The 26,666-nt window shown below is 52.5% G+C and carries 25 protein-coding genes, 2 pseudogenes and 1 other annotated feature; of the genes and pseudogenes, 11 read left to right on the top strand and 16 right to left on the bottom strand.

Features of this window, described 5'->3' with window-relative positions; translation table 11 throughout:
* Positions 1-20: 20 nt before the first annotated feature.
* Genes oppB through oppF form a run of 4 tightly spaced genes read left to right on the top strand, consistent with a single transcriptional unit; the run spans position 21 to position 3,866 of the window.
* Positions 21-941: an oligopeptide ABC transporter permease OppB gene (gene oppB / locus DZE2538_RS09755; RefSeq protein ID WP_012884812.1), complete on the top strand. Its 921-nt coding sequence runs from the start codon at positions 21-23 to the stop codon at positions 939-941.
* 12 nt (positions 942-953) lie between these two features.
* Positions 954-1,862 (top strand): oligopeptide ABC transporter permease OppC, encoded by a 909-nt coding sequence (gene oppC, locus DZE2538_RS09750; RefSeq protein WP_012884811.1) that lies wholly within the window; start codon positions 954-956, stop codon positions 1,860-1,862.
* A 16-nt stretch (positions 1,863-1,878) separates the two neighbouring features.
* A complete protein-coding gene (gene oppD / locus DZE2538_RS09745) occupies positions 1,879-2,865 on the top strand; it encodes an ABC transporter ATP-binding protein (RefSeq protein ID WP_023639746.1) in 987 nt (328 codons plus the stop codon).
* The gene (gene oppF / locus DZE2538_RS09740; protein ID WP_019845061.1) at positions 2,862-3,866 is read left to right on the top strand and encodes a murein tripeptide/oligopeptide ABC transporter ATP binding protein OppF; all 1,005 of its coding nucleotides are present in this window, start codon (positions 2,862-2,864) and stop codon (positions 3,864-3,866) included. The genes oppD and oppF overlap by 4 nt, the downstream gene beginning before the upstream one ends.
* A gap of 109 nt (positions 3,867-3,975) precedes the next feature.
* Here the strand turns inward: oppF and DZE2538_RS09735 are convergent, their stop codons facing one another.
* Positions 3,976-4,299 carry an HI1450 family dsDNA-mimic protein gene (locus DZE2538_RS09735; RefSeq protein ID WP_012884808.1) on the bottom strand — a complete coding sequence of 108 codons (324 nt, stop codon included), beginning with the start codon at positions 4,297-4,299 and terminating at the stop codon, positions 3,976-3,978.
* A 55-nt stretch (positions 4,300-4,354) separates the two neighbouring features.
* On the bottom strand, positions 4,355-5,815 hold the full coding sequence (gene cls / locus DZE2538_RS09730) for a cardiolipin synthase (RefSeq protein ID WP_023639745.1): 1,461 nt from the start codon (positions 5,813-5,815) through the stop codon (positions 4,355-4,357).
* A gap of 207 nt (positions 5,816-6,022) precedes the next feature.
* On the opposite strand from cls, the gene DZE2538_RS20860 reads away from it, so the two are divergent.
* Positions 6,023-6,199: a YciY family protein gene (locus DZE2538_RS20860; RefSeq protein WP_012884806.1), complete on the top strand. Its 177-nt coding sequence runs from the start codon at positions 6,023-6,025 to the stop codon at positions 6,197-6,199.
* 72 nt (positions 6,200-6,271) lie between these two features.
* Here DZE2538_RS20860 and DZE2538_RS09725 read toward each other — a convergent pair whose 3' ends face one another.
* A complete protein-coding gene (locus tag DZE2538_RS09725) occupies positions 6,272-7,975 on the bottom strand; it encodes a methyl-accepting chemotaxis protein (protein ID WP_038916224.1) in 1,704 nt (567 codons plus the stop codon).
* A gap of 128 nt (positions 7,976-8,103) precedes the next feature.
* Positions 8,104-8,400 carry a YciI family protein gene (locus tag DZE2538_RS09720; RefSeq protein ID WP_019845064.1) on the bottom strand — a complete coding sequence of 99 codons (297 nt, stop codon included), beginning with the start codon at positions 8,398-8,400 and terminating at the stop codon, positions 8,104-8,106.
* 175 nt (positions 8,401-8,575) lie between these two features.
* Between DZE2538_RS09720 and tonB the strand changes: the two genes are divergently transcribed.
* Complete coding sequence (tonB, locus tag DZE2538_RS09715) at positions 8,576-9,328, top strand: TonB system transport protein TonB (protein ID WP_038916223.1); 753 nt, start codon at positions 8,576-8,578, stop codon at positions 9,326-9,328.
* Positions 9,329-9,406: 78 nt separating this feature from the next.
* On the opposite strand, the gene yciA is transcribed toward tonB, so the two are convergent.
* From yciA to DZE2538_RS09695, 4 genes are all read right to left on the bottom strand, one after another.
* Positions 9,407-9,829, bottom strand: coding sequence for an acyl-CoA thioester hydrolase YciA (gene yciA / locus DZE2538_RS09710; protein WP_012884802.1), 423 nt, complete (start codon positions 9,827-9,829; stop codon positions 9,407-9,409).
* A 52-nt stretch (positions 9,830-9,881) separates the two neighbouring features.
* Positions 9,882-10,442: a septation protein A gene (locus tag DZE2538_RS09705; RefSeq protein WP_023639741.1), complete on the bottom strand. Its 561-nt coding sequence runs from the start codon at positions 10,440-10,442 to the stop codon at positions 9,882-9,884.
* Positions 10,443-10,639: 197 nt separating this feature from the next.
* The gene (locus DZE2538_RS09700) at positions 10,640-11,392 is read right to left on the bottom strand and encodes a YciC family protein (RefSeq protein ID WP_038916221.1); all 753 of its coding nucleotides are present in this window, start codon (positions 11,390-11,392) and stop codon (positions 10,640-10,642) included.
* 114 nt (positions 11,393-11,506) lie between these two features.
* Positions 11,507-11,875 (bottom strand): YkgJ family cysteine cluster protein, encoded by a 369-nt coding sequence (locus DZE2538_RS09695; RefSeq protein ID WP_152486161.1) that lies wholly within the window; start codon positions 11,873-11,875, stop codon positions 11,507-11,509.
* A 282-nt stretch (positions 11,876-12,157) separates the two neighbouring features.
* Here DZE2538_RS09695 and ompW point away from each other — a divergent pair, with 282 nt between their 5' ends.
* Positions 12,158-12,790, top strand: coding sequence for an outer membrane protein OmpW (gene ompW, locus DZE2538_RS09690; RefSeq protein WP_023639738.1), 633 nt, complete (start codon positions 12,158-12,160; stop codon positions 12,788-12,790).
* 68 nt (positions 12,791-12,858) lie between these two features.
* Here ompW and DZE2538_RS09685 read toward each other — a convergent pair whose 3' ends face one another.
* The 6 genes and pseudogenes from DZE2538_RS09685 to DZE2538_RS09655 form a co-directional block, all read right to left on the bottom strand.
* Entirely contained in the window at positions 12,859-13,581 is a 723-nt protein-coding gene (locus tag DZE2538_RS09685) for an oligogalacturonate-specific porin KdgM family protein (RefSeq protein WP_023639737.1), read from the bottom strand.
* Between the two features lie 543 nt (positions 13,582-14,124).
* Entirely contained in the window at positions 14,125-14,934 is an 810-nt protein-coding gene (gene trpA, locus DZE2538_RS09680) for a tryptophan synthase subunit alpha (RefSeq protein ID WP_023639736.1), read from the bottom strand.
* On the bottom strand, positions 14,934-16,127 hold the full coding sequence (gene trpB, locus DZE2538_RS09675) for a tryptophan synthase subunit beta (protein ID WP_201765548.1): 1,194 nt from the start codon (positions 16,125-16,127) through the stop codon (positions 14,934-14,936). Before trpB ends, trpA begins: the two co-directional genes overlap by 1 nt.
* Before the next feature lie 15 nt (positions 16,128-16,142).
* Positions 16,143-17,528, bottom strand: coding sequence for a bifunctional indole-3-glycerol-phosphate synthase TrpC/phosphoribosylanthranilate isomerase TrpF (gene trpCF, locus DZE2538_RS09670; RefSeq protein ID WP_038917160.1), 1,386 nt, complete (start codon positions 17,526-17,528; stop codon positions 16,143-16,145).
* A gap of 8 nt (positions 17,529-17,536) precedes the next feature.
* Positions 17,537-19,132 (bottom strand): annotated as a pseudogene (trpD, locus tag DZE2538_RS21235) (bifunctional anthranilate synthase glutamate amidotransferase component TrpG/anthranilate phosphoribosyltransferase TrpD).
* Entirely contained in the window at positions 19,132-20,694 is a 1,563-nt protein-coding gene (locus DZE2538_RS09655; RefSeq protein WP_023639731.1) for an anthranilate synthase component 1, read from the bottom strand. The pseudogene trpD and the gene DZE2538_RS09655 overlap by 1 nt, the downstream one beginning before the upstream one ends.
* Positions 20,695-20,716: 22 nt before the next feature.
* Positions 20,717-20,816 (bottom strand) — a sequence feature (Trp leader region).
* Positions 20,817-21,068: 252 nt separating this feature from the next.
* On the opposite strand from DZE2538_RS09655, the gene rnm reads away from it, so the two are divergent.
* The 3 genes from rnm (at position 21,069) to rluB (ending at position 23,857) form a co-directional block, all read left to right on the top strand.
* The gene (gene rnm / locus DZE2538_RS09650) at positions 21,069-21,941 is read left to right on the top strand and encodes an RNase RNM (RefSeq protein ID WP_038916216.1); all 873 of its coding nucleotides are present in this window, start codon (positions 21,069-21,071) and stop codon (positions 21,939-21,941) included.
* Positions 21,942-22,132: 191 nt separating this feature from the next.
* Complete coding sequence (locus DZE2538_RS09645) at positions 22,133-22,753, top strand: L-threonylcarbamoyladenylate synthase (protein WP_012884787.1); 621 nt, start codon at positions 22,133-22,135, stop codon at positions 22,751-22,753.
* A gap of 213 nt (positions 22,754-22,966) precedes the next feature.
* Positions 22,967-23,857: a 23S rRNA pseudouridine(2605) synthase RluB gene (gene rluB, locus DZE2538_RS09640; RefSeq protein WP_038916215.1), complete on the top strand. Its 891-nt coding sequence runs from the start codon at positions 22,967-22,969 to the stop codon at positions 23,855-23,857.
* A gap of 61 nt (positions 23,858-23,918) precedes the next feature.
* Here the strand turns inward: rluB and cobO are convergent, their stop codons facing one another.
* Positions 23,919-24,509, bottom strand: coding sequence for a cob(I)yrinic acid a,c-diamide adenosyltransferase (cobO, locus tag DZE2538_RS09635; RefSeq protein WP_038916213.1), 591 nt, complete (start codon positions 24,507-24,509; stop codon positions 23,919-23,921).
* 33 nt (positions 24,510-24,542) lie between these two features.
* A complete protein-coding gene (locus DZE2538_RS09630; protein WP_038913984.1) occupies positions 24,543-25,304 on the bottom strand; it encodes a YciK family oxidoreductase in 762 nt (253 codons plus the stop codon).
* A 282-nt stretch (positions 25,305-25,586) separates the two neighbouring features.
* Here DZE2538_RS09630 and sohB point away from each other — a divergent pair.
* Positions 25,587-26,632 (top strand): annotated as a pseudogene (gene sohB, locus DZE2538_RS09625) (protease SohB).
* Positions 26,633-26,666 lie beyond the last annotated feature (34 nt).

Below are 26,666 nucleotides of genomic sequence, written 5' to 3'. Positions count from 1 at the left end.
CGGTTTTATAGGTAAGGTCAATGTTAAAATTTATTTTCCGTCGTTGCCTGGAAGCAATCCCGACGCTGTTCATCCTGATCACCATCTCATTTTTCATGATGAGGCTGGCTCCGGGAAGTCCGTTCACGGGAGAGCGTAATCTTCCCCCTGAAGTGATGGCGAACATCGAAGCCAAATACCATCTGAATGATCCGATGATCAAACAGTATGGCAATTATCTGGTGCAGTTGTTGAAAGGTGACTTTGGTCCCTCTTTCAAATACAAAGATTATTCAGTCAACGATTTGGTTGCTCAGGCTTTCCCTGTGTCGGCTAAGTTGGGGATTGCTGCTTTTCTGCTGGCGGTAGTGCTGGGGGTGACCTCCGGTGTGATTGCTGCGTTGAATCAGAACAGTAAATGGGATTACACCGTCATGGGGTTTGCCATGACCGGCGTGGTGATCCCCAGTTTTGTTGTGGCACCACTACTGGTGCTGATATTCGCGATAACCCTGCACTGGTTGCCGGGGGGCGGTTGGAATGGCGGTGCGCCAAAATACATCATTCTGCCGATGGTCGCGCTCTCGTTATCGTATATCGCCAGCATTGCGCGTATTACCCGTGGTTCCATGATTGAAGTGCTGCATTCAAACTTTATCCGTACTGCGCGTGCCAAAGGGCTGCCGTTGCGTCGGATCATTTTGCGCCATGCACTCAAGCCTGCGTTGTTGCCAGTGTTGTCCTACATGGGGCCTGCCTTCGTAGGGATTATCACTGGCTCTATGGTGATAGAAACCATCTTTGGTTTACCTGGTATTGGTCAGTTATTTGTTAACGGTGCGCTTAACCGTGACTATTCGCTGGTGCTGAGCCTGACTATTTTAGTGGGTGCGCTGACCATTCTGTTTAATGCGGTCATCGATGTGCTGTATGCGGTCATCGATCCGAAGATCCGTTACTAAGGTAAATCACTGATGTTCTGGAATAAACGTAACCGTGAAGCGCTGGATAACTTCAGCGAGAAACTGGAAGTGGAAGGGCGTAGCCTGTGGCAGGATGCGCGCCGTCGCTTCATGCACAACCGTGCCGCGCTGGCCAGTCTGTTTGTCCTGACGCTGATTACGCTGTTTGTTGTTATCGGCCCGATGGTGGCACCGTTCAATTATGCGGACACCGACTGGAATATGATGTCCAGTGCACCGGATATGGCGTCTAAGCACTACTTTGGTACCGACTCTTCCGGTCGTGACCTGTTGGTGCGTGTGGCTATCGGCGGGCGTATTTCGCTGATGGTCGGTGTTGCTGCAGCCCTGGTGGCGGTCATTGTCGGTACATTGTATGGTGCGGCGTCGGGGTATCTGGGGGGCAAAGTCGACTCAGTGATGATGCGTCTTTTGGAGATCCTCAACTCCTTCCCGTTCATGTTTTTCGTGATTTTGCTGGTCACTCTGTTCGGACAGAATATTCTGTTGATCTTTGTGGCTATCGGCATGGTGTCCTGGTTGGATATGGCGCGTATCGTGCGCGGTCAGACGCTGAGCCTGAAGCGTAAAGAGTTTATTGAAGCAGCGCTGGTGTGTGGTGTTTCCTCCCGTAGCATCGTGTTGCGTCATGTGGTACCAAACGTGCTGGGTGTGGTGGTGGTGTACGCATCGCTGTTGGTGCCGAGCATGATCCTGTTTGAATCCTTCTTGAGTTTCCTTGGCCTGGGTACCCAGGAACCGCTGAGCAGTTGGGGGGCATTATTAAACGATGGTGCTAACTCAATGGAAGTGGCGCCATGGTTGTTGCTTTATCCCGCCGGTTTCCTGGTGGTAACCCTGTTCTGTTTCAACTTTATCGGCGATGGCTTGCGTGACGCCCTCGATCCGAAAGACCGCTAAGGAGACGCTTCATATCATGATGAATACGTCAGAAACCCACGCCTTGCTTGATGTTAAAGACCTGCGCGTGACTTTCAGTACGCCTGATGGTGATGTCACGGCGGTAAACGATCTTAATTTTTCGCTCAGCGCCGGTGAAACACTGGGTATTGTGGGTGAATCCGGTTCTGGTAAATCCCAGACGGCATTTGCGCTGATGGGGCTGCTGGCTGCTAATGGTCACATTGGTGGTTCGGCGCGTTTCAACGGGCGTGAAATTCTCAATCTGCCGGAGCGTGAGCTTAATCGCCTGCGAGCAGAAGAGATCGCCATGATTTTTCAGGACCCGATGACCTCACTGAACCCGTATATGCGTGTTGGCGATCAGTTGATGGAAGTGCTGATGCAGCACAAGAAATTGGGTAAAAGCGATGCGTTTGAAGAGTCGGTACGCATGCTGGACGCGGTAAAAATGCCAGAAGCCAGAAAACGGATGCGCATGTATCCGCATGAGTTTTCGGGTGGGATGCGCCAGCGCGTGATGATTGCCATGGCGTTGCTGTGTCGCCCTAAATTACTGATTGCTGACGAGCCGACCACCGCGCTTGATGTGACGGTGCAGGCGCAGATCATGACGCTGCTCAATGACCTGAAGCGTGAGTTCAATACCGCCATTATCATGATTACCCATGACCTGGGCGTGGTTGCCGGTATTTGCGACAAAGTCCTGGTTATGTACGCCGGACGTACCATGGAGTACGGCAGTGCGCGCGAGATTTTCTATGAACCAACCCATCCATACTCTCTGGGCCTGCTAAAAGCGATTCCTCGTCTTGATGAAGAGAATGCTGAGCTGGCCACTATTCCGGGGAATCCACCCAACCTGTTGCGCTTGCCGAAAGGATGCCCTTTCCAGCCGCGTTGCCCGTATGCACAGGAACAATGCCAGCATGCACCTGAATTGAAGCCGTTTGGTGAAGGTCGTCTGCGTGCCTGTTTCCGGAGTGTGGGGGAATTAGTATGAATGAACTGGAAAACAAAAAAGTCTTGCTTGAAGTGGATGAACTCAAGGTCCACTTTGATATCCGTGATGACAAACAATGGTTTTGGCAACCGGCTAAAAAGCTGAAAGCGGTAGATGGCGTTACCCTGCGTCTGTATGAAGGGGAAACCCTGGGCGTGGTCGGGGAGTCGGGGTGCGGTAAATCCACGCTGGCTCGCGCCATTATCGGTCTGGTAAAAGCGACCAGTGGGCGCATTAGCTGGCTGGGGAAAGATCTGCTGGGGATGCGTGACACTGAATGGCGTGATGTACGTAGCGATATTCAGATGATTTTTCAGGATCCGCTGGCATCGCTTAACCCGCGTATGACCATTGGTGAAATTATTGCCGAGCCGTTGCGTACCTACCACCCGGATATGTCGCGTCAGGAAGTAAAAGACCGCGTCAAAACCATGATGATGAAGGTTGGCTTGCTGCCGAACCTGATTAACCGTTACCCGCATGAATTTTCTGGCGGCCAGTGTCAGCGTATCGGTATCGCCCGTGCACTGATTCTGGAACCCAAACTGATTATCTGTGACGAACCGGTTTCTGCATTGGACGTGTCGATTCAGGCTCAGGTGGTGAACCTGCTGCAACAGTTGCAGCGTGAGATGGGACTGTCATTGATCTTTATCGCCCATGATTTGTCGGTGGTAAAACACATTTCTGACCGTGTGCTGGTGATGTATCTGGGACATGCAGTGGAACTGGGGACCTATGATGAGCTGTATCATAACCCACAGCATCCTTACACCCGTGCGCTGATGTCGGCGGTGCCGATTCCGGATCCAGACAAGGAACGCAACAAGCAGATTCAACTGCTGGAAGGCGATCTCCCTTCGCCGATCAACCCGCCATCAGGTTGCGTATTCTGTACCCGTTGCCCGGTTGTGGGGCCAGAGTGCACCAAAACCCGTCCAGTACTGGAAGGTAGCTTCAGACACGCCGTATCCTGCCTGAAGGTCGACCCACTACCGTAATTCGCTGATACGGCGATCCAGTATCACGTAAAAGAAACGCCCCTGACACGGGGCGTTTTGCGTTTTAAGACAGGCGGTTGACCCGCCCGTCAGGTTATATTCGAGAGAGTTACTCTTTCCACAGGATGTGGCACAGCTTGTGGTCTTTTTCCCGGCAGATGAGGATTCGGGCAAAAATATCCGTAATTTCCTCACCGTCCTGCTCGGCCAGCCCAATCACCACTTCGGCGAAAAAATCCGGATTCAGGTCGAAATCCACGTGCTCTTGCCAGTCTTCCGCCGGGTCAAACAGTTCCGCACCGCCACGCTCTTCAAACTGCAAGTTGAACAGCAAAATATCTGCTGGATCCAGATTATCCGGTGCCAGTTCCAGAAAGATATCGTAAGCCTGTTCCAGAGCTTCATCTTCTGTCAGGCGGTTATTTAAATCCATACAACATTCCTGTTAAAACGTAATAGGGGGTATTAGAGCATGAAGGGCGGTGTGATTACAGCAGTGGGCTGAAAAAGTAAAACAGTCGCTCGACAATCCGTTGCCAATAAGGGCGCGTTAACCACTCCTTGGTATTCAACAGTCGTGAGCGGGACATGTAGTCCTCCTGCACACAGGCCAGATCGCTACCAAAACCGTCATCGTCAATCACCAGCGTAATTTCAAAGTTCAACCAGAGGCTACGCATATCCAGATTAACCGTACCGACCAGACTAAGTTGCCCATCGACCAGCACGCTTTTGGTATGCAATAAACCGCCTTCGAACTGGTAGATTCTGACCCCCGCCGCCAGTAACTCAGTGAAAAAGGCTTTACAGGCCCAGCCCACCATCATGGAGTCATTTTTATACGGTACGATAATACTGACCTCTACGCCACGCTGTGCTGCGGTACAGATGGCGTGTTGCAGGTCATCACTCGGTACAAAATAAGGGGTAGTCATGATGAGCTGGTGCCGTGCAGAGTAAACCGCTGTCAGCAATGCCTGATGAATCATCTCCTCGGGGTAGCCGGGGCCGGAGGCGATAACCTGCACCGTATGGCCACGCTCTTGCTCGAATGGCATGATATTGACATCCGGCGGTGGCGGTGGCAGGCGCTGACCGGTTTCCATTTCCCAATCGAGACTATAAATCACGCCCATGGTGGTGGTAACCGGGCCTTCGATACGGACCATCAGATCCACCCACTGACCAACGCCGGAGTCCTGCTTGAAATAACGCGGATCGACCATATTCATGCTGCCGGTGTAGGCGATGCGGTTGTCTATCAGGATGACCTTGCGGTGTTGGCGCAAATCCATACGGCGCAGGAAGGCGCGTAACAGATTAACCTGTAATGCATCCACCACGGTGATGCCAGCGGTACGCATCATCTCCGGGTAGGTACTGTGAAAGAACTGTACGCTGCCTGCCGAATCGAGCAGGATTCGACATTTGACCCCACGGCGTGATGCTAAGAGCAGGGCGTTCATCACCTGATCCACCAAACCGCCGGCCTGCCAGATATAGAACACCATCTCAATATTACTTTGTGCCAGTTCGATATCGTGGATTAACGTTTTGATGGTGTCGTCAAAGGAGGTCAGCAATTGCAACTGATTGCCCTTGATACCACCAATTCCCTGGCGACGTTCACATAGTTGAAATAATGAGCGGGCGACTTCGCTGTTCTCGGTGGCGAAAATGCGGCGGTATTCCTTCAAGTCACGTAGCCATTGGGCTGTCACCGGCCACATTTGTCGGGCACGTTCCGCACGGCGCTTCCCCAAATGTAGCTCGCCGAACAACAGATAGGCGACGATACCGACCAGTGGCAGAATATAAATCACCAACAGCCAGGCCATCGCAGAAGGGACGGCCCGTCTTTTCATCAGAATGCGCAGCGTAATACTGGCAATAAGCAGCCAGTAACTGAAAACCAGTAATCCGCTAAGTACAGTATAAAATGCTGTCATAGTAACAATGTACGGTTCCCTGCTGCGAAATGTTCACCAGCTCAAGTGTATGCATAGTTCCCCTGAGGGGAAAGTCCTTTACTCTGAATACTATAGCGTATGGCTGGCAAGCATGCGGATTCGGGAAAATCCCGCTTTCTCTCTTGGCGCGCGAAAACAGGGGGATATAATAGGCGGGCCCATCATGCTTATCATAAGAGTCGTGCCATGAAACGCAGCCGGAATGAAGTCAGCCGCTGGCGTATGCAACGTCAGGTGCAGCGCCGTCGGAGTCGCTGGCTTGAGGCCCAGTCGCGTAGTTACCGACATATCCATCACGTACGTTACCTGTGCCAGAAGCAACAGCGCCGTGCGTTATTGTATGCCGTAGCTTACGAGTGGTAGTCGCCGGGTAGTGAGTGTCAGGCCCAACAGCCGTCAGGTTGTTGGGCTTTTTTATCCGATCAGATATCTATACTACAATGCCGGTGAATGCTGCGGCAGGGCGACATAGCTTTTGGTAACCTGAGCCGGTGTTGTCCGCTGGGTATTGGGTTCCACCGGTGCGTCTTCTATCACGGGCAAATGGAACAGGGATACCGACATGTTGAGCTGTTCTGCCTGTTCAAGAAGCTGAAGACAGGTTTGGGCCGAGGCTTCCACCTGCACGGCGTTTTGCTTCACGGTATCATTGAGTGAACTGATTCGGTTGGTGACTTCATGAATGCTCTGATTCTGTTGTTGCGAAATATCAGTGATTTCATTGAGGAATGTGCTGGTGCCTTTGGCGGCCTGAATGATCTCCTGCAAGCTGTCATTGAGGCGAGCAACCAGCTTAGCGCCCGTCGCAACACTGCTGTCTGATTCGTGAATCAAGGCATTAATGTTGTGCGCCGACTGGCTGCTTTGCGAGGCCAGCGTACCGACTTCCCGCGCCACGACTGAAAACCCTTTGCCCATTTCTCCGGCCCGTGCCGCTTCAATTGCTGCATTCAGTGACAGGATATGCGTCTGGAAGGCGACGTTTTCTATCAGTGAGATCACTTCTGTCATTTCTTTACTGCGACTGGAAATATTTTGCATCGCATTTCTGACGTCACTCATCATGCCTTCGCCCTGTTCGGCGATATGGCTGGTTTCTTGTGCATGGTGGCTGGCTTGTTCTGTGTACTGAGCATTCTGTTCCAGATGTTGGCTAATCTGGATGATGTGCTCGGTGGTGACTTTCAGTTCCGCAGATTGCAGGTTGGCCTGCTCTGATAACTGGCGGTTGTCGCTGGTGACGTGGCTGACTTGCTGCATCATGGTTTCCATGCCCTGACGAACCTGGCTTATTAGCTCGACCAGACCGCTTTGCATCTGAACCACACTATTGTTCAATACGGCGATTTCACGGGTTGCGCGTTTTTCTATGGCTATGTCGTGGGACAAATCACCGGATGCGATCAGTTTCAGATGGTCGGTGATGCGTTTAAGCGGATGCACGATCACCTTATTGACGCCAATCCAGACCACTGCCGAAATGACCAGCAGTAATCCCAGAATCACGATAAACAGGGTGTGTGCGGCATCGAGGTTATTCAACAACTGCTGGGCATGCTGTTTCTGGCGGGTATCATTTTCCTGCAGGAAGCGGGAATACTTCTGGGTGAACTGCGTCTGGTAAGCCTGGATAGGCACGGCAAAGAAAATATCGATTTCGTTGGTTTTTTTAATGCCCTGAGCCAGCTCGACCAATCCGTTATATAGCTGCTGATAGCTATTCTTGAGGTCGGTGAAGGCGGCGTCATTACGTGCGGAGCCAGAAAAACGCTCCAGTTTTTGGTAATACCCTTGTGCGTTGGCTAATGAGGTTTCGGCTTCCGACATCAGGCTATTCCAGCTGCCGACAGAGCCGGTTTCCTTATCAAACATCAGGTAGATGCCCGCGCGATTGAGCTTATCGCTGGCGTTCATGACCTCCATTCTAGCCTGATCCATCAGGGCCTGCTGCTGGCGCAGTGCCTCGTTGGCGGCGCTATCCTGACGCACCTCGGTCATGGTTTTCGAGATCATGCCGACAGACAGCAACTGTAATAAGGAAAAGAGTCCGATGATCAACAGTAAACCGGAAAGGAAACTCAGGCGGTGCTGGCGCATTCTGCCCAGAAAACCGGAGCGTGACGGGGTGGATGTTGACATGACAATTTACTCGCTAAAGAAAACTGCCGCCAACATAACATCATTAAATGAATAAAATATTTCAGATATTTGGGGTGTAAATGGAGGTCATATTTATTGAAAATTCCATAACCTCCGTCAAGTTTAGATTAAAATACTTTTCTAAAGGGTTTAACGCTGACAGACTCGTAAACACCTGCGGCGACATAGGGATCATCGTTCGCCCACTGACGAGCCTCTTCCAGCGATGGGAATTCGGCAATGACGGTGGAACCGGTAAATCCGGCGGCACCGGGGTCTTCACTGTCAATGGCGGGTAGCGGACCTGCCGTTAACAAACGCCCCTGATCGCGTAGTGTCTGCAATCGTTCAAGATGTGCCGGACGGGCGGCAAGACGCTTTTCCAGTGAGCCGGGGACATCAGTAGCATAAATCACATACAGCATGGTAAACCTCGGTGTGTCATATCGTTATGAGATGAACCGTCATCATACGCTATGATGCTGATAGGCCGAAACCGGATAAATCGTGACGTCGTTTATGACAGGAATTGAAGTGATGCTATTGAATATGATTGTCATTTGCATTTAAACTTGAGCGGTGAGAGGACATCATATAACTATGCCGCAGAAAACATTTTTCCTGACCCACCGATACTCATGGCCTGTATTGGTTTCCGTCGTATTCCATGGTTCATTGATAGCTGGGTTGTTGTTTGCTTCTTTTAATACATCAGTCACTCTGCCGACGGCGCCACAACCTATCCAGGTCATGATGGTTAACACCGCACCGCAGGAAGCCGCACCCGCACCGAGCGCTGAGCCAGAGCCAACACATGAGCCCGAACCGGTACCGGAACCACAGGTTCAACCTGAGCCGCCGCCGTTGCCAAAACCGGTTCCCATTCCGTTACCGGAACCTAAACCTCAGCCGAAACCCAAACCTAAGCCGGAAACAAAGCCTAAACCGGTGAAAAAGCTGGTGCCGCAAAAGGACAAGCCCCAGGAACGTGTGCCTGAGCCGAATGCCGCACCCGCATCCAGCCAGACCGTGAACCATAATGCGGCACCGGTTAGTCAGGCTCCGGTTGCCAGCGCCCAGCCTGCTGGTCCCAAACCGGTAAATCGGGTTCAGCCGGAATATCCTGCCCGTGCGTTAGCCCTGCATATTGAAGGCCGGGTTAAAGTACAGTTTGATGTGGATGAGTCGGGTCGTGTCGGTAATGTCCGGGTGCTGTCAGCTGAACCGCAAAACCTGTTCGAGCGGGATATCAGGCAGGCGATGCGTAAGTGGCGTTATGAAGAGAATCGACCAGGGAAAGACCTGGTGGTGACGATTATTTTCAAAGTCAATGGCGCTACAGCGATGGAATAAGTCGGGTCAGTGTCGCACCAATCAATAAGGCACCGCTTGCGGTGCCTTATTGTTGCGCTTTCAGAATGGTGAAGGTGATTATTGTTCTGGTGCGAAGTTGCTTTTCCCTTGCGGCAATTCGCGTGGACGCCCCTCTTCATCGACAGCGACATAAGTAAACAGGGCTTCAGTCGCACGATAGCGTTGGCCAATGGGGTCTGTTGATACTTTTTTCACCCACACTTCCACATTGACTGTCATTGAACTACGTCCGGTACGAACGCAACGGGCGTAGCAACAAACCACATCACCAACGGCAACGGGCTTGAGAAAGGTCATGCCGTCGACGCGAACGGTGACAACACGGCCTTCTGCAATCTCTTTTGCCAGAATCGCACCGCCTATATCCATCTGTGACATTAGCCAGCCGCCAAAGATATCGCCATTGGCATTGGTATCTGCTGGCATGGCCAGGGTGCGCAGCACCAGCTCGCCGTGAGGTAATACATCTTGTTTGCTCATAGGATCAACGAATCCGCTTGTGAGTAGTCAATAATCAGTCTGTGGCGGTAGGTTATTTATCGCCTTCATTTTCCGTCTTCTCCGGTTCGCCCGGCAGGTGACGGTAAATGTAAACGCCGCACAGTAATGTAAATACCAGAGTCAGGCCGGTGAGGCCAAATACTTTAAAGTCGACCCAAACGCTTTGTGGCAACCAGAAGGCAATATAGATATTCGCCAGTCCGCACAGCAGGAAAAAGATCGCCCAGGCTATGTTCAATTTTGCCCACACCATTTCCGGTAAGACCAGCTCTTTACCGAGCATGCGCTGAATTAGCGGTTTTTTCATGACAAACTGGCTGAACAGCAATGCGGTAGCGAACAGCGTGTAAATGATGGTGACTTTCCATTTAATGAATTGGTCATTATGGAAGACCAGCGTCAGGGTGCCGAATACGGCCACCATCAGGAATGTCAGCAGCATCATCTTTTCTATCTTGCGGTAAATGAGCCAGCTAAACAGTAATGCGGCTGCTGTTGCTGCGATTAATGCACCCGAAGCGACATAAATATCATACAGTTTATAACAGACAAAAAAGACAATAAGAGGAATAAAATCAATAATTTGCTTCATTATGTTAATCCGTTACGTATCCGGTGTGTGGCCGCGTATACCAAAAAAGGGTGAACTCTCTGCGAATTATTATCGCTGTTTGTGCGGCACGATTCCCGATTTATCGTAACAATTTGCAGAAAATTACGTTATCACCGCCATAAAGGTGGGTTGAGAGGGAGCGGCGCTGGCGCCACTCCCGTTCAGGATAGGCAGCATTAACCGCGTACCAGCATGTACAGACGAAACACGTAGACCAGCAGCATGGCAGAGATAATGTTGCTGATAGTATTTAACATTACCGCCATCGCGGTTGGTGACACCATGGGTAAACGGGCGATCAGTAGCAGCAGCGCGACTTTGACCAGTAACCATAGCATGACGGCTGGTGCGGTCTGGCGGAAATGGGCGAATGCCAGCTTGCTGCTGACTCGCATGGCAGCAAATACGCCACGCTTTTCCGTTACGGCAATCACCGGCGACAAACTAAAGGCGATGGATAATAAGATTCCCGGCACCACCACCAGTAGCATGCCTAACTGAATTAACAGGGTACAAATCAGGATCAGCAGAAGCAGGCGGGGTAACAGCGGAGCAGACGCGGCAATTGCACGCAGCGCGCTGGTTTGGTGGCCCGCAGAGACCAGTTGAATCAGCATAAGGATACCGCCAGTTAACAGGGCATTCCCCACCAGTGTCGCAAAGGTACCCGCGGCAGACGCCTTCAGCAGGACGAGTTGTTGCTCAGGGGAGAGTTGCGCAATGATATCGCTGATGCCTGGCTGCTCAATGGCGGATAAATCTACGTTGCTGCTACTGAGCAGCTGTAGCTGCTCGCTATCGGGGGTAAAAACGTGCCCAAGGACGACGGTTATCAATGACGTCAGCAGTGACAGCATAAGAATGCTGAAAAACTGGTTACGTGTAAAATTCAAGGTGTCACGGTACAACCTGCTGGCCGTGATAGGCATGAAAACTCCTTGGCAAAAGTTAGCAATAGGCAATTAGCTGGCTATTGTAACCCGTTCAGGTGTTCCGTGGCACCCCGACATCGATTTCATCTATCTGCTTATTTTTGCTCTGATTTATGAGCACGGCTGCGGCAAACGGGCCGGGATGAGCGGCGGTAAGTCATAGGCTGCGCGTGCCCGATCGCAGGCATCATTAGGCTGACCATTTTCACCTGATTGCGCAAATTCGTGGCATGGTGAGGGGCGCTGAGCATAAATGCGGCAACTGACCGACTCGCCGATGTTACCTTCCAATGCGCAGCAACGAATCGGTTTGCTGTTTGTGCCGGCCATACAGCGCAGAAAAGGCGTGACAGGTTCAGTTAGCTCAACGGGTACCGTGCCGCCCCCATCATTCGCTTCTGACCAGTAAAACGATACCCGGAAATAGCCGCAGCATGCACCGCATTCCATACAAGGGTTAACGTGACTGTGATGACTCATCATTGATTATCCACCGGCCTCACTCGGCGTTGAATCTCAGCTAAAAAAATAACATTACGCCGGAATGCCAGGCGGTGCAGCTTCTTTTTTGTGCTTGCGGGGGATTTGCTTTTTTCGTGCTTTTTGATTTGGATCAATTCTATGTTTTTTAGTGACTTGGGATGATTTGATCGCGGTCGTTTTGCCATAAAAATCATGTCAGGATGTGATCTGGCTTCAAACAAAGCTACCCCTTAGTGGGTATAGTTCGCACGGATATTAACCTTACAAATGGAGTGGATAATGAAAAAGGTTGCTTTATTGATGGTAGCAGCGGCGATGGTACCTGCACTGGCACAAGCCCATCAGGCAGGGGATGTTATTGTTCGTGCCGGAACCGCAACGGTACGCCCGCATACCAGCTCTGATGATGTGCTGGGTCTGGGGTCATTTAGTGTGAATAACAATACCCAACTTGGCCTCACTTTAGGCTACATGGCGACGGATAATATTGGTGTCGAACTGCTGGCCGCAACACCGTTTAAGCATCGGGTGGGTGTCGGTGGTGTGGGCCAGATTGCGGAAGTGAAACACTTACCGCCAACACTGATGGCACAGTACTACTTTGGGCAGAGCACAGATAGCCTGCGTCCTTATTTGGGTCTTGGTTTGAACTACACGACATTCTTTGATGAGAAATTTAACCAGACCGGTCAGGATGCCGGGTTAACCGATCTGCACCTGAAAAGTTCCTGGGGCGTTGCCGCACAGGCGGGTCTGGATTACAACCTGAATAAAAACTGGTTGTTGAATATGTCGGTATGGTGGATGGATATCGATACTACTGTAAAATTCAAGGCAGCAGGTCAGGATCAGAGCATCAAAACCCGTTTGGATCCTTGGGTGTTTATGTTTGGCTTCGGTTACAAGTTCTAATAAACGATGTAACCAGCAAAAAAGGCGGAACCGAGGTTCCGCCTTTTTTATAACCGCGATAAGGGTTATCAGAAGTTGTACTGCACACCGACGCGATAACGAGTCTGACGTTCGTCAGTTGTTTTGCTGCCTTCAACGTTGGCGAGCTGAATGTACGGTGTCCAGTTTTTATCGATCTTGTAGGCCAGCTTCACGTCGTGAGTGAAGTTGTCGCTGTCTTTATCAAAGCGGTAACCAGTTGCACCTGCTTTGGTATTCTTGTTGTATTCCAGTTCGTACTCAACAGTGAAATTGTCCAGGAATTTATAGCCCAGTACGCTGGTAATCGTGTAGCCCTTCATGGTGGTGTCAGCACCTGATGTGGTGATTTTATCATCCATGCGCTGATAGAACGGGCGATAACGCAGCGTATAGTACAGGCTATCTGTAAAGTTTACCCCGCCTTTGATGTAAGGACGATAGGTGTTACCTGTACTGTCGGTAACCAAGTTGAAGCCAAACTCGGTATTAAACATTTTGTTGAATTTATACAGATAGCTGGCAGTGACTTCAGTACCATTACTTACTTGTTCGTTGTACGGTTTGTTTGGGGTAGTGTCATTGCCGGATTGTTTCCACTTCACTTCAGAAGACAGACCAAATCCATTGTCAAAACGGTGCGAAATCAGCAGTCGATCTTTGTGATCGGCGTTTTTGGTATCGAACATCTCATGGCGATAATCAAACGTCACTGCCATTGAACTCATACTTACCAAAGATGCAACCATCACTGTCAGAATTTTAAATTTCATTGTTATAACCCTCTCAGAGATCATTTCTTATAAGTGGTGTGTCGCCGATGTGGCGCAGCACGATGTCGATTTTTATTTATCTCTGCTTACAAATGTGTGATCGGGAACATCAAATTGAAAAAAATGAAAAGCCATTTCATTGTGTGATGTTCGTCTATTTACATAGCAGGAAATCTATGCCTATAGAAATAAAACCATGTTTCAATAAAATGGAATTAAATTATTTCATTTTTATTTTATTTGTTACATATAAATGGCTTTTAAGGATTTATTTGTATTGACTTTTATTTTTATTTATAAATTTTAACAATTTATTTTCTTCTTAATAAATTCATATTTGTGAGCATATTTATCATTTTGTGACGTTAACCCTGCTTGTGAGTGAGGGTGAATGGAGTGGTAGGGCGCGACATCACTAAACGACAGGATACCGGGCAAGGCAGGGGTCAGTATCGTCGCGGATAAGATCTGGAGTGGTTGACAAGAAAAACGCCATAGCCGGTCAACAGCTATGGCGTCAAAACAAAGGGAGAGGGAGATAAATCAGCGAGTGCGGGTGGCCGCTTTCATCGTGCTGACAAATTCGCTCAGTTTTGCCAGCATCGTATCCGGTTGCTCATGGTGCTGCTCAATGATTTTGACAATCGCTGAACCAGAAATCGCACCGGCTGCGCCAGATGTTAACGCCTGCTGCACCTGAGCCGGTTCAGAAATACCGAAACCGAGTAACGGTGGCGCTGCATGGTATTCCTGCAATTTTTCCAGTAAATGATGTAATGGTAGCTGAGCACGTGTTTCTGCACCGGTTACCCCAGCCCGAGAGAGCAGGTAGGTGTAACCGCGGCCAAAGGAAGCGATTTCACGCAGTAACTCGTCATCGGCATTCGGCGGACAGATAAAGATAGGCGCAACACCCTGCTTCATGGCTGCAGTACGAAACGGGGCTGACTCTTCCACCGGTACATCGGCGACCAGCACAGAGTCAACGCCAGTTTCTGCGCAACGCTGATAAAAGGCATCAACACCATTGCTGAAAACCAGATTGGCGTACATCAGCAACCCAATCGGCAGGTCAGGGTATTTCTGACGGATAGTGGCCAGCATTTCAAAACACTGTGCCGGGGTTACGCCTGCGGCGAAGGCACGCAGCGTGGCATTCTGAATGGTTGGGCCATCTGCCAGCGGATCGGAGAACGGGATACCCAACTCCAGTGCATCGGCTCCGGCGGCAACCAGCGTGTCGATAATCTGTAGCGACAAGGCTGGGGTGGGGTCACCCAGAGTGACAAACGGTACGAACGCCCCTTCCTGCTTTTCAGATAACCGTTTAAACAAAGCGTGGTAGCGTTCCATCAGATTTCTCCCCGGGATTTCAGAATGTCGTGAACCGTAAAAATGTCTTTATCGCCGCGCCCGGACAGATTCACCACCAGGATTTGTTCTTTTTCCGGCTCATCGTTGATCATTTTCAGTGCATGTGCCAACGCATGGGATGACTCCAGCGCCGGGATGATACCCTCATGACGAGACAGCTCGCGAAAGGCACTCAGCGCTTCGTCGTCGGTTACCGACACATACTCCGCTCGCCCGATACTGTTTAGGTACGCATGCTGCGGACCGACTGAAGGGAAGTCCAGACCGGCTGAAATCGAGTATGACTCTTCAATCTGGCCGTCATCCGTCTGCATCATCGGTGATTTCATCCCGAAGTAAATACCGGTGCGACCATGTTTCAGTGGTGCGCCGTGGTGCCCGGTATCGATCCCGAGTCCCGCCGGTTCTACACCGATCAGGCGCACAGAAGGCTCGTCGATGAAATCGGCGAACATACCAATCGCATTAGAGCCACCGCCGACGCAAGCCAGCACGGCATCCGGCAGGCGACCTTCTTTTTCTTTCACCTGGGCTTTCGTTTCTTCCCCGATCATGCGCTGAAATTCCCGCACAATGGTGGGGTAAGGATGGGGGCCGGCGGCAGTACCCAGCAGATAATGCGCCGTTTCATAACTACCAGACCAGTCACGCAGCGCCTCGTTACACGCATCTTTCAGCGTGGCAGAACCGCTGTGCACCGGGATGACTTCTGCGCCCATCAAGCGCATACGAAATACATTTGGCGACTGACGTTCTACATCCTTGGCACCCATGTAAACCCGGCATTTCAATCCTAACAACGCACACGCCAGTGCCGTGGCGACACCATGTTGGCCCGCACCGGTTTCAGCGATAATTTCTGTTTTACCCATCCGTTTTGCCAGCAACGCCTGACCCAATACCTGATTGGTCTTGTGGGCACCGCCGTGCAGCAGGTCTTCACGTTTCAGGTAGAGAGTGGTGCGGGTGCCTGCCGTCAGGTTTTTACACCGCGTCAGCGCGGTCGGGCGACCGGCATAATTCTTCAGTAAATCGCTAAACTCAGACTGAAACGCGGGATCACGCTGTGCGCTAACAAACGCCTCTTCCAACTGACGCAGGGCCGGCATCAGAATCTGTGGTACATACTGACCACCAAATTCGCCAAAATAAGGGTTAAGTAATGTCATAATCAGCCTGTACCTTCTTTATGCATGAGAGGTGCGACGGGATTGCGCCGCACGCAGCGTTTGAAATACCGCTGCAATTTTTTGTGAATCTTTGATGCCGGGTTGCGATTCTACGCCGGAGTTAACATCCAGTCCTGCCGCGCCGAATTTGGCCGCTTGTGCGATGTTGTCCGGGTTGAGGCCACCGGCCAGCAATACCTGCTGTAACGATTGTCCTTGCAGCAACGACCAGTTGAACGATTGACCACTGCCGCCCTGACCGTTGTCGAGCAGTATCCGATCAACCTGTGGCAGTGCCAGAGGGGGCAGCGTATCGCCGACCGGTTGGGCTTTCCATATCTGGCAGGTTGCAGGCAGTTGTTCCCTCAGTGCAGCAACGGTGGCGTCGTCTTCATGGCCATGTAATTGAACTGCTGCCAGTTGAAGCGATGATGCCGCTTCCACGATTTCAGCCAGTGGCGCATTATGGAATACCCCGACATAGCGCAACGGGGCGCCAGCCATGACGGTACGTGCTTGTGACGTTGTCACGTAACGCGGTGAGCTGGCAACAAAAATCAGCCCGCCATATACCGCACCGGCCTGGAACGCGGCGGCGGCATCTTCAGGTCGAGTCAGTCCACAGACCTTGTTTTCGCCCAAAATAACCCGACGCACCGCCATGGACAGGTCGTCTTCCTCCATCAGCGAACTGCCGATCAGAAAGCCATTGGCATACTGACTTAATTCCTGAATATGGGCATAGCGGCTGATACCGGATTCGCTGATGACCGTGACGCTGGCCGGTAACTGTGGTGCCAGTGTGCGGGTACGGTTCAAATCGATGGAGAGGTCGCGCAAATCGCGGTTATTAATGCCGACAACGCGGGCCTCCAGCGCGATGGCGCGCGCCAGTTCGGCTTCGTTGCTAACTTCAGTCAGAATGCCCATATCCAGACTGTGTGCCACCTGTGCCAACTGACGATACTGGTCATCATCCAACACTGAGAGCATCAGCAGGATGGCATCTGCCTGATAGTAACGGGCCAGGTAAATCTGATACGGGTCGATAATAAAATCTTTGCACAGAACCGGTTGGGCAACCACGGCGCTCACCTGGGTCAGAAAAGCAAAGTCACCTTGAAAGTACTTCTCGTCAGTCAACACGGAAATGGCGGAGGCGTAATCCTGATAGACCCGCGCGATAGCCGCCGGGTCAAAATCAGCCCGTATCAACCCCTTGGAGGGGGAGGCTTTTTTACATTCCAGAATGAATGCCGGGCTGGCCTTTTTCAGCGACTGATAGAAATGGCGTGAACTGGGCGTGACCTGCGACTGAAAGCTGTCGAGCGGCTGTCGTTGTTTGCGCTCGGTTACCCACAGCGCCTTGTCGCGCACGATTTTGGTTAATACGGTTTCCTGCATGTTCATCATCATCCTCTGGTTGCCAGTTCCAACACACGCTGGTAAGCCTGACCGCTATGAATCACGTCCAGTGCTTGCTGGGCATTCTGCCGCAGATCTTCCTGTCCGAACAGTTTTAACAAGAGCGCCACATTAGCCGCGACGGCGGCATCGTGCGCGGGTTGCCCTTTACCCTGGAGCAATCGGGCCAGAATATCACGGTTTTCTTCCGGTGAGCCGCCCAGCAAATCGTCCAGCGAGAAGGAGTCCAGACCGAAATCATGGGGGGTTAACTGGTAGGTGGTTACCTGCCCGTCACGCAGTTCCGCCACGTGCGTTGGGGCATGAATGGCGACTTCATCCATTCCACCGCCGTGTACCACCGCGGCACGCTGATACCCCAGTACTTTCAGCGTTTCGGCAATCGGCGCGACCAGCTCGGGCCGGTAGACGCCAATCAGCGCCAGCGGCGGACGTGCCGGGTTAATCAGCGGCCCTAACACGTTGAACAGGGTGCGGGTTTTTAACTGTTGGCGCACTGGCATCGCGTGACGAAAACCGGTGTGGTATTGCGGCGCAAACAGAAAACATACGCCCAGATCATCCAATGCCTGACGGGATAACTCTGCCGACATATCGAGTTTGATGCCGAAGGCCGACAATAAATCAGACGATCCTGAACGGCTGGAAACGCTACGGTTGCCGTGTTTGGCGACTTTTACCCCACAGGCGGCCGCGACAAAAGCACTGGCGGTAGAAATGTTGATGCTGTTGGAGCCATCACCGCCGGTGCCGACAATATCAGCAAACAGGTAGTCTGGACGCGGGAACGGTTTGGCATCAGCCAGCAACGCCGTCGCGGCACCCGCGATTTCATCGGGGTGTTCACCGCGCACTTTCATGCTGATGAGTGCTGCCGCCAACTGTGTCGGCTCCAGCTCGCCCTGAATAATAGCGGCAAACAGTTGCTGACTTTCCGCCTGACTCAGAATGTCGGCACGGTACAATTTCTCAAGAATCTGTTGCATTCGTGTGTCTCCTTCCATTCAAGCCAAAGCCCAGTCCAGCGTCTGATTCAGCAAACGCGCACCATGAGTCGTTAGTATCGATTCCGGGTGGAACTGGAAACCGCAGACACGGTGTGCATCGTGGCGCACTGCCATCACCATGCCGTTGAAACTGGCGTTAATCACCAGTTCAGCCGGGATGTTGCTTCCCACCAGCGAGTGATAGCGTGCTACTGGCAACGGGCTGGGTAATCCGATGAACATGGCCTGACCATCGTGTTCAACGCTGGAGGCTTTACCGTGCAGGATTTCACCGGCCTGACCGACATGACCGCCATAGGCTTCGACGATGGCCTGATGTCCCAGACAAATCCCGATAATCGGCAGTTGGCCGCGCAAGCGTTGCAGCAACACCGGCATGCACCCGGCTTCAGAGGGGGTACCTGGCCCGGGAGAGAGCATCAACACCGGTTTTTCCATGTGCTGCAGGCGCTCGATGATCACGTCAGCAGGCAATTGGTTACGATACACCACCACGTTGTGGCCGCTGGCACGCAGTTGGTCGACCAGGTTATAGGTAAAAGAATCAATGTTATCGAGTAGCAGGATATCGGCCATCAGAACACCTCCCGGGCATGATGCGCGCTGGCAATCGCGCGCAGAACCGCGCGGGCTTTGTTACGGGTTTCGTCGGCTTCGGCTTGTGGCTGGGAATCCAGCACGACGCCAGCACCAGCCTGCACGGTAGCGATGCCATCTTCTACATAGGCGGAACGGATGACGATGCAGGTATCGAGGTCGCCACGTGCGGTGAAGTAACCTACCGCACCGCCGTAGCTGCCGCGGCGTGTTTTCTCACTTTCCGCGATCAACTGCATCGCCCGGACTTTAGGCGCGCCGCTGAGCGTCCCCATGTTCATACAAGCGCGGTAGGCGTGCAGGACATCCAGATCGTGACGCAGCGTGCCAACCACCCGAGAGACCAGATGCATAACGAATGAGTAGCGGTCTACTTTGGTCAGGTCAGCGACATAGCGGCTGCCGGGTTCGCAGATCCGCGCCAAATCGTTGCGAGCCAGGTCCACCAGCATCAGGTGCTCGGCCAGTTCTTTATGGTCGGTGCGCATTTCCAGTTCGATACGGCTGTCCAGATCCCGGTCCAGCGAGCCGTCGGCGCGACGTCCACGAGGTCGAGTGCCTGCAATAGGGTAGATCTCAATCTGGCGGCTGATGGCGTCATATTTGAGCGAGCTTTCCGGCGAGGCACCGAACAGGGTGAAATCCTGATCTTGCATGTAAAACATGTAAGGACTCGGATTGTTGTCTTTCAGCGTCTGGTAGGCGGCCAACGGTGACGGGCATGGCAGCGAGAAGCGACGGGATGGGACGACCTGAAAGATCTCACCGATACGGATTGCCTGCTGCATTTGGCTGACGACGGCACCATAGTCTTCATCGCTCTGATTGCAGCTCAGTGTCATGGTGTCTACCGTCTGGTACGGCAATGCTGGAGCAGGCTGACGTAACTGGTGTTGTAACTGCTCCAAACGTTGTTGCAGACGCAGACGCTCGGTGGCGTCAGGTGTAAACAGGCTGGCTTGCAAATGGGTGACCCGTTTTTGGTGATCCACAATCAGCAGTGTTTCGGCCAGGTAAAAACAGTAATCCGGGCAGCGTTGTTGCTGGCTGAGTGGCGGCAGGCTTTCGAAGCCGGCCACCAGGTCGTAGGCGAACAGGCCACCGAAGAACATCGCTTCGCGTTCGTCCGGCGGGCAGGTCACCAGTGTCAGCATCTGGCGCAGCGCATCAAATACCGACAGCGAGCGCAGGCGTGCATCTTCATCTAACAGACCGTCGATGCCAGGGAAGGTCAGTTCACGGCCATTTGGACGCACATCGACCGTGACATCGCTCGGTAATGCCTTGTCCAGCAACGGTAACAGCGAGGCACCGTTAGCTGTTAATGCCTGAATGGATACCTGCGAACCGAGGGCGGTAATGCGTAATGCACTGTCGACAATCAGCAAGCTCTGCAGATTCTGCTTGCTATCGATCTCCGCTGACTCCAGCAACAGCGTTGCCGGACGTGCGCCGCATAATTGGTGGAACGTGGCGCTGGGATCGTTACGGTATTCGGCGTCGACGCGCAACAGCTCTAGTTCAGGTTGTGGTGTGTGCATGATGTTTACTCGTATTTTGTCCATAAAAAAACCCGCTACCAGCGGGTTTCAGGATAGGCATGTCGGAAAATGGCTATGCGTTATCACTTCACCCGCAACAGGGAGAAGCGCCACCAACCAGCATTATTTTTCAAGGGCAGGGTTGTTACCGTCATCGCCATATCCTCGCTTATCGCTACGTTTGAACTTGTGTACTAGTTAACTGGAACGCAGAAAGGAAGTCAATAACATTTAACCGGATTTTTTCGGGGAAATGTCTGGTGGCTGACGACAGGATGGTGAGATCAGGCAGCACGGACCGATCTTTTTTCCTTTTTGGTCAGGTTGATGGCATCATGCCGCCTGAAATTTCCTGAAACAGCGAGATACCCGACGTGCCAGATGAGTTACCCGCATCACCTGCATTTCCCCTGTATGACTTGCACAGCCATACCACGGCGTCTGACGGATTACTGACGCCTGCTGAGTTGGTGCAGCGAGCGGTGAGTATGCGCGTCAGCGTGTTGGCAATTACCGATCACGACACCACGGCAGCAGTAGCGCAGGCGCGAGCGGCCATTGTGCAGCAGGCATTACCGCTGCGGTTGATTGCTGGTGTTGAGATTTCCACTGTCTGGGAAAACCACGAAATTCATATTGTCGGACTGGGAATGGATTGTGACCATCCGGCGCTGACCTCGTTGCTGCAACAGCAAGTGCAGTACCGTCAGCAACGGGCGGAACAAATAGCCTATCGGCTGGAAAAGGCGCTGATCCCCGATGCGCTGGCTGGCGCATCGCGGCTGGCGGAGGGCGGCATGATCACCCGTGGGCATTTTGCGCGCTATCTGGTCGAGCTGGGAAAAGCCGACACCGTCGCCCAGGTGTTTAAAAAATATCTGGCGAAAGGGAAAACCGGCTATGTACCGCCACAGTGGTGTACAATACAACAAGCCGTGGACGCTATCCGTCAGTCGGGTGGAGTGGCGGTGCTGGCGCATCCTGGCCGTTATGACCTGACCACCAAATGGCTCAAACGCCTGATCGGGCATGTTGCCGATTGTGGTGGGGAGGCGATGGAAATCGCCCAATGTCAGCAGGCACCGGACGAGCGTTCACAACTGGCGCGTTATGCGCAGGACTATCATTTGCTGGGGTCACAGGGGTCGGACTTTCATCAACCCTGTGCCTGGATAGAGTTGGGGCGAAAATTGTGGTTGCCTGCGGGCGTGGAGCCAGTCTGGCAACACCCGGCTTTAGCGGGCTAAGTCACGACGGTACGACGCGGGATAGGTTCATTTCATTTACTCGTTGCTGTTACCCGGTCATCGTGATGGTGCTGGTATACCGGTTTCGCCTTTACCCCGCTCGCTATTCATACAGCTTTTTGTAGCGTGTCACTCCCGTTGTAAGTAGTTGGCCTGAGAGTGGCGCGTATTCAGAAGACAGAGGATGTAGCATGAGTCAGTTTTTCTATATTCATCCGCAGAACCCGCAACCGCGTCTGATTAACCAGACGGTGGAAATCCTGCGTAAAAGCGGTGTTATCGTTTATCCCACCGATTCAGGGTATGCACTGGGGTGTATGCTGGAAGACAAAGCAGCGATGGAACGTATTTGCCGTATTCGCGAGCTGGACCAGAACCATAACTTCACGCTGATGTGCCGCGACCTGTCAGAGTTGTCCTCCTATGCGTATGTGGATAATGCTGCGTTTCGCCTGATCAAAAATAATACGCCGGGTAATTACACGTTTATTCTCAAGGCAACCAAAGAAGTACCACGTCGCCTGATGAACGATAAGCGCAAAACCATTGGTATGCGTGTGCCGTCTAACCCGATTGCGTTGGACTTGCTGTCGGTGCTGAATGAGCCGTTAATGTCAACCACGCTGATGCTGCCGGGTAACGATTTTGCCGAATCTGATCCGGAAGAAATTCAGGAACAACTGGGTAAACGGGTAGATTTGATTATTCACGGCGGTTTTTTGGGGCAACAGCCCACCACGGTTATTGATCTGACCGAAGATGTACCGGTGGTGGTACGCGAAGGCACGGGGGATGTGACGCCGTTTTTGTAATCGGTCTCCTGTAATACGTTATCCTGGCAATAAACCTACGGTCAGGCGCGGGTATCAGGCCTATTGCCGCTAACATTTGGCATACAAATGGGTTGAATCAAGGTATAATCACACTATTCTGCGTTAACTCTTTATTTTTAATGAGTTAACGCATTTCTGGTCATCAATGACATTCCCCCCGACGCCTGTGAAGGCGACATCAGAGGTTGCTCAATGAGCGAAAAGCTACAGAAAGTGCTGGCGCGTGCAGGGCACGGTTCACGCCGCGAAATTGAAAGTATGATTGAAGCCGGGCGCATTAGCGTTGACGGCAAGATTGCCACGTTGGGGGATCGCGTTGAGGTTACCCGGGCGACCAAAATTCGTATCGACGGACATGTGGTGTCAGTTCGTGAAACTGAAGAAGCTGTCTGCCGTGTATTAATGTATTACAAGCCGGAAGGGGAACTCTGTACCCGCAGCGACCCGGAAGGCCGACCGACGGTGTTTGATCGTCTGCCGCGCATTCAGGGATACCGTTGGGTGGCAGTAGGGCGTCTTGACGTGAATACCTCTGGCCTGCTGCTGTTTACAACGGATGGTGAGCTGGCTAACCGTTTGATGCACCCCAGCCGTGAAGTCGAGCGTGAGTATGCCGTACGCGTCTTTGGCGAAGTGGGTGATGATAAAATTCGTCAATTGAGTAAAGGCGTTCAACTGGAAGATGGCCCGGCGGCATTCCGTGCGATTCGCTACCAAGGTGGCGAAGGGCTGAATCAATGGTACAACGTCACCTTAACGGAAGGCCGTAACCGCGAAGTACGTCGTTTGTGGGAAGCGGTGGGCGTGCAGGTGAGTCGTCTGATCCGTGTGCGTTATGGCGATATTCAGTTACCGAAAGGGTTACCCCGTGGTGGCTGGACGGAGATGCCGCTGGCTGACGTTAACTACCTGCGTGAGCTGGTGCAACTGACGCCAGAGACGGTCAGTAAACTGCCAGTGGAGCGCGAGCGCCGTCGGGTGAAGGCTAACCAGATACGCCGTGCGGTGAAACGCCATGGGCAGACTGGCGCGGCGAGTCGTCCTACGGGCAACCGTCGCAGTGCGCCGAAGCGCAACGGTTGATTGGTTTGTCTGAGGCTGTGCCGACTGGCGCAGCCTCTTTGCTGTTGTTCTTTCCTGATATCTACCAGTCAATCCCTTGCTGGGCTTGAATCCCGGCGTCAAAGGCATGTTTCACCGGCCGCATTTCCGTTACGGTATCCGCCATTTCCAGCAAGTCGCGATGACAACCCCTGCCGGTAATGATTACGCTCTGATGCGCTGGCCTCTGCTGTAGTGCGGTCATGACATCGTTCAGCGGCAGGTAATCGTAGCTCAACATATAGGTCAGTTCATCGAGCACCACCAGATCGAGCGAGTCATCGGCCAGCATACGCAGGCCATGCTGCCACACACGCTGGGCGGCTTCGGTGTCTGTCTGGCGGTTTTGTGTATCCCAGGTAAAGCCGGTCGCCATCACCTGAAACTCCACCCCATGCTGCTGTAGCAGATTCTTTTCGCCGTTCGGCCATTCACCTTTAATGAACTGGATGACGCCAGCTTTCAGTCCGTGTCCGACGGCCCGGGTTACCGTGCCGAAGGCCGCCGTGGTTTTTCCTTTACCGTTACCGGTGAATACCATCAGAATGCCACGGACATCAGTAGCGGCGGCGATGCGGGCGTCGACTTTTTCTTTTAGTCGCTGCTGACGTTGCTGGTGACGATCATCACTCATAAGCGGATACCCTTTGTTCCATCGTGTGTTGCATCATTCGGCAGGGCCGGGTTTGCGGTCGGGTTGTGCGTCAAAGCTCATGCCGGTCTTACGGCGACTATCATCCCCCATTAGGTACAAATACAGCGGCATAATATCCGCTGGCGTTTTGAGCTTGTTCGGATCTTCATTGGGGAATGCGGCAGCGCGCATCGGGGTACGAGTACCACCAGGATTGATGCAGTTGACCCGCAGGTTGCGGTTGCGATACTCCTCGGCCAGCACCTGCATCATGCCTTCAGTCGCAAATTTGGAGACCGAATAAGCCCCCCAGTTAGCACGCCCCTGACGACCCACACTGGAACTGGTGAAAATAAGCGAGGGAGTGGCGGATTTCAGCAGCAACGGCAATAACGCCTGTGTCAGCATAAAAGTCGCGTTAACGTTAACCTGCATGACCTGGTGCCAGACGGTAGCGGATTGTTCCGCCATCGGCACAATGTCACCCAGCAGACCGGCATTGTGCAGCACGCCATCGAGCCGCGGTAGCGCCTGACCAAGCTGCCCGGCTATCTGCATAAAGTCATGGTGGCTGGCGGTCAGCATATCGCAGGGGATCAGATAACTGTGGGTCCCGCACTCTTGCAGGATTTGTTGTTCCACGTCCCGCAATTTACTCTCGGTACGTCCCAGCAACACCATGCTTGCACCATGACGTGCATAGGTCAGCGCGGCCTCGCGCCCAATGCCATCACCGGCACCCGTGACCAGAATAATACGGTGTTGCAACAAGTCTTTTTTCGGTTGGTAATGCAAAACAGTGTCCTCTGGCTGCCATCATTCGTGGATGATGTGGTGTTTCTAAAAAGCCATCATGGTTTTTTTATGCCTGAAACAATAGGTGTTTTCAATCAGAAGGTCCGGCTTTCTCACAGACTGCGCAGCAAAAAGCAGCGGAAAGTTCAATTTATATATAAAGATCATCGCCATCACGCTTGTCATACGTTAGGTTAGAAGCTCGGCGCCCCGCGCTGTAAACCGTAATGGTTGTTTGAGAATCAACGTCATATATCACATTGGTCAATGAAGGCGGTATTTGTGGAATTACTTTCTCAGTATGGTTTATTCCTGGCAAAAGTCGTCACCCTTGTCGTCGCGATCGGCGCATTGGTGGTGCTGACAGTCGGTATGACACAGCGTAAACGCCATCGTAAAGGCGAACTGCAGGTGATTAATCTGGGCGAACAATACCGTGAGATGCGGCAGGAGATGCGCTCTGCCGCTATGAGCGACACCGAGCGTAACCTGCTGGAGAAAAAACAAAAAAAGAAGATAAGGAAACCGCCAAACAGGAAAAGAAGCGCGCCAAACGTGGCGAGGAGAAATCCGCTCGCCCGTGCTTATATGTGCTCGATTTTAACGGCAGTATGGACGCGGGCGAAGTCAGCTCGCTGCGAGAAGAAGTGTCGGCGGTGCTGGCGGTGGCACGACCGGAAGATGAAGTGTTGCTACGCCTGGAAAGCCCTGGCGGTGTGGTGCATGGCTACGGGCTGGCTGCGTCCCAACTACAGCGTATCCGGCAGCGTGGTATTCGCCTGACCGTAGCCGTGGATAAAGTGGCGGCCAGCGGCGGCTATATGATGGCATGCGTGGCGGATCGTATCGTGGCGGCGCCGTTCGCTATTGTCGGGTCGATTGGCGTGGTGGCACAAATCCCGAACTTCAATCGGTTATTGAAGAATAAAGATATTGATGTGGAATTGCATACGGCAGGCCAGTACAAACGCACACTGACACTGTTTGGTGAAAACACGGATGAAGGGCGGGAAAAATTCCGTCAGGAATTAAATGAAACGCATCTGCTATTTAAACAGTTTGTCAGCGAGATGCGCCCGTCGTTGGATATTGAATCGGTCGCAACCGGTGAGCACTGGTTTGGTACACAGGCGAAGGACATGGGGCTGGTGGATGCTATTGGCACCAGTGACGACCTACTGATTGCTGAAATGGAAAACCACGAAGTATTGGCGGTACGCTATACCCGCCGCAAGCGTCTGTTGGATCGGTTAACCGGCAGTACCAGCGATGCGCTGGAACGTCTGATGCTGCGTTGGTGGCAGCGAGGAAATCATCCTCAGCTGTAAGTCAGCTGTTTGACCTGCCTGTCCGTGTATTGCC

Source organism: Dickeya zeae NCPPB 2538, assembly GCF_000406165.1.
GTDB lineage: Bacteria > Pseudomonadota > Gammaproteobacteria > Enterobacterales > Enterobacteriaceae > Dickeya > Dickeya zeae.
The sequence above is the reverse complement of the archived record's forward strand: the minus strand, read 5'-3'. Positions and strand labels throughout refer to the sequence as shown.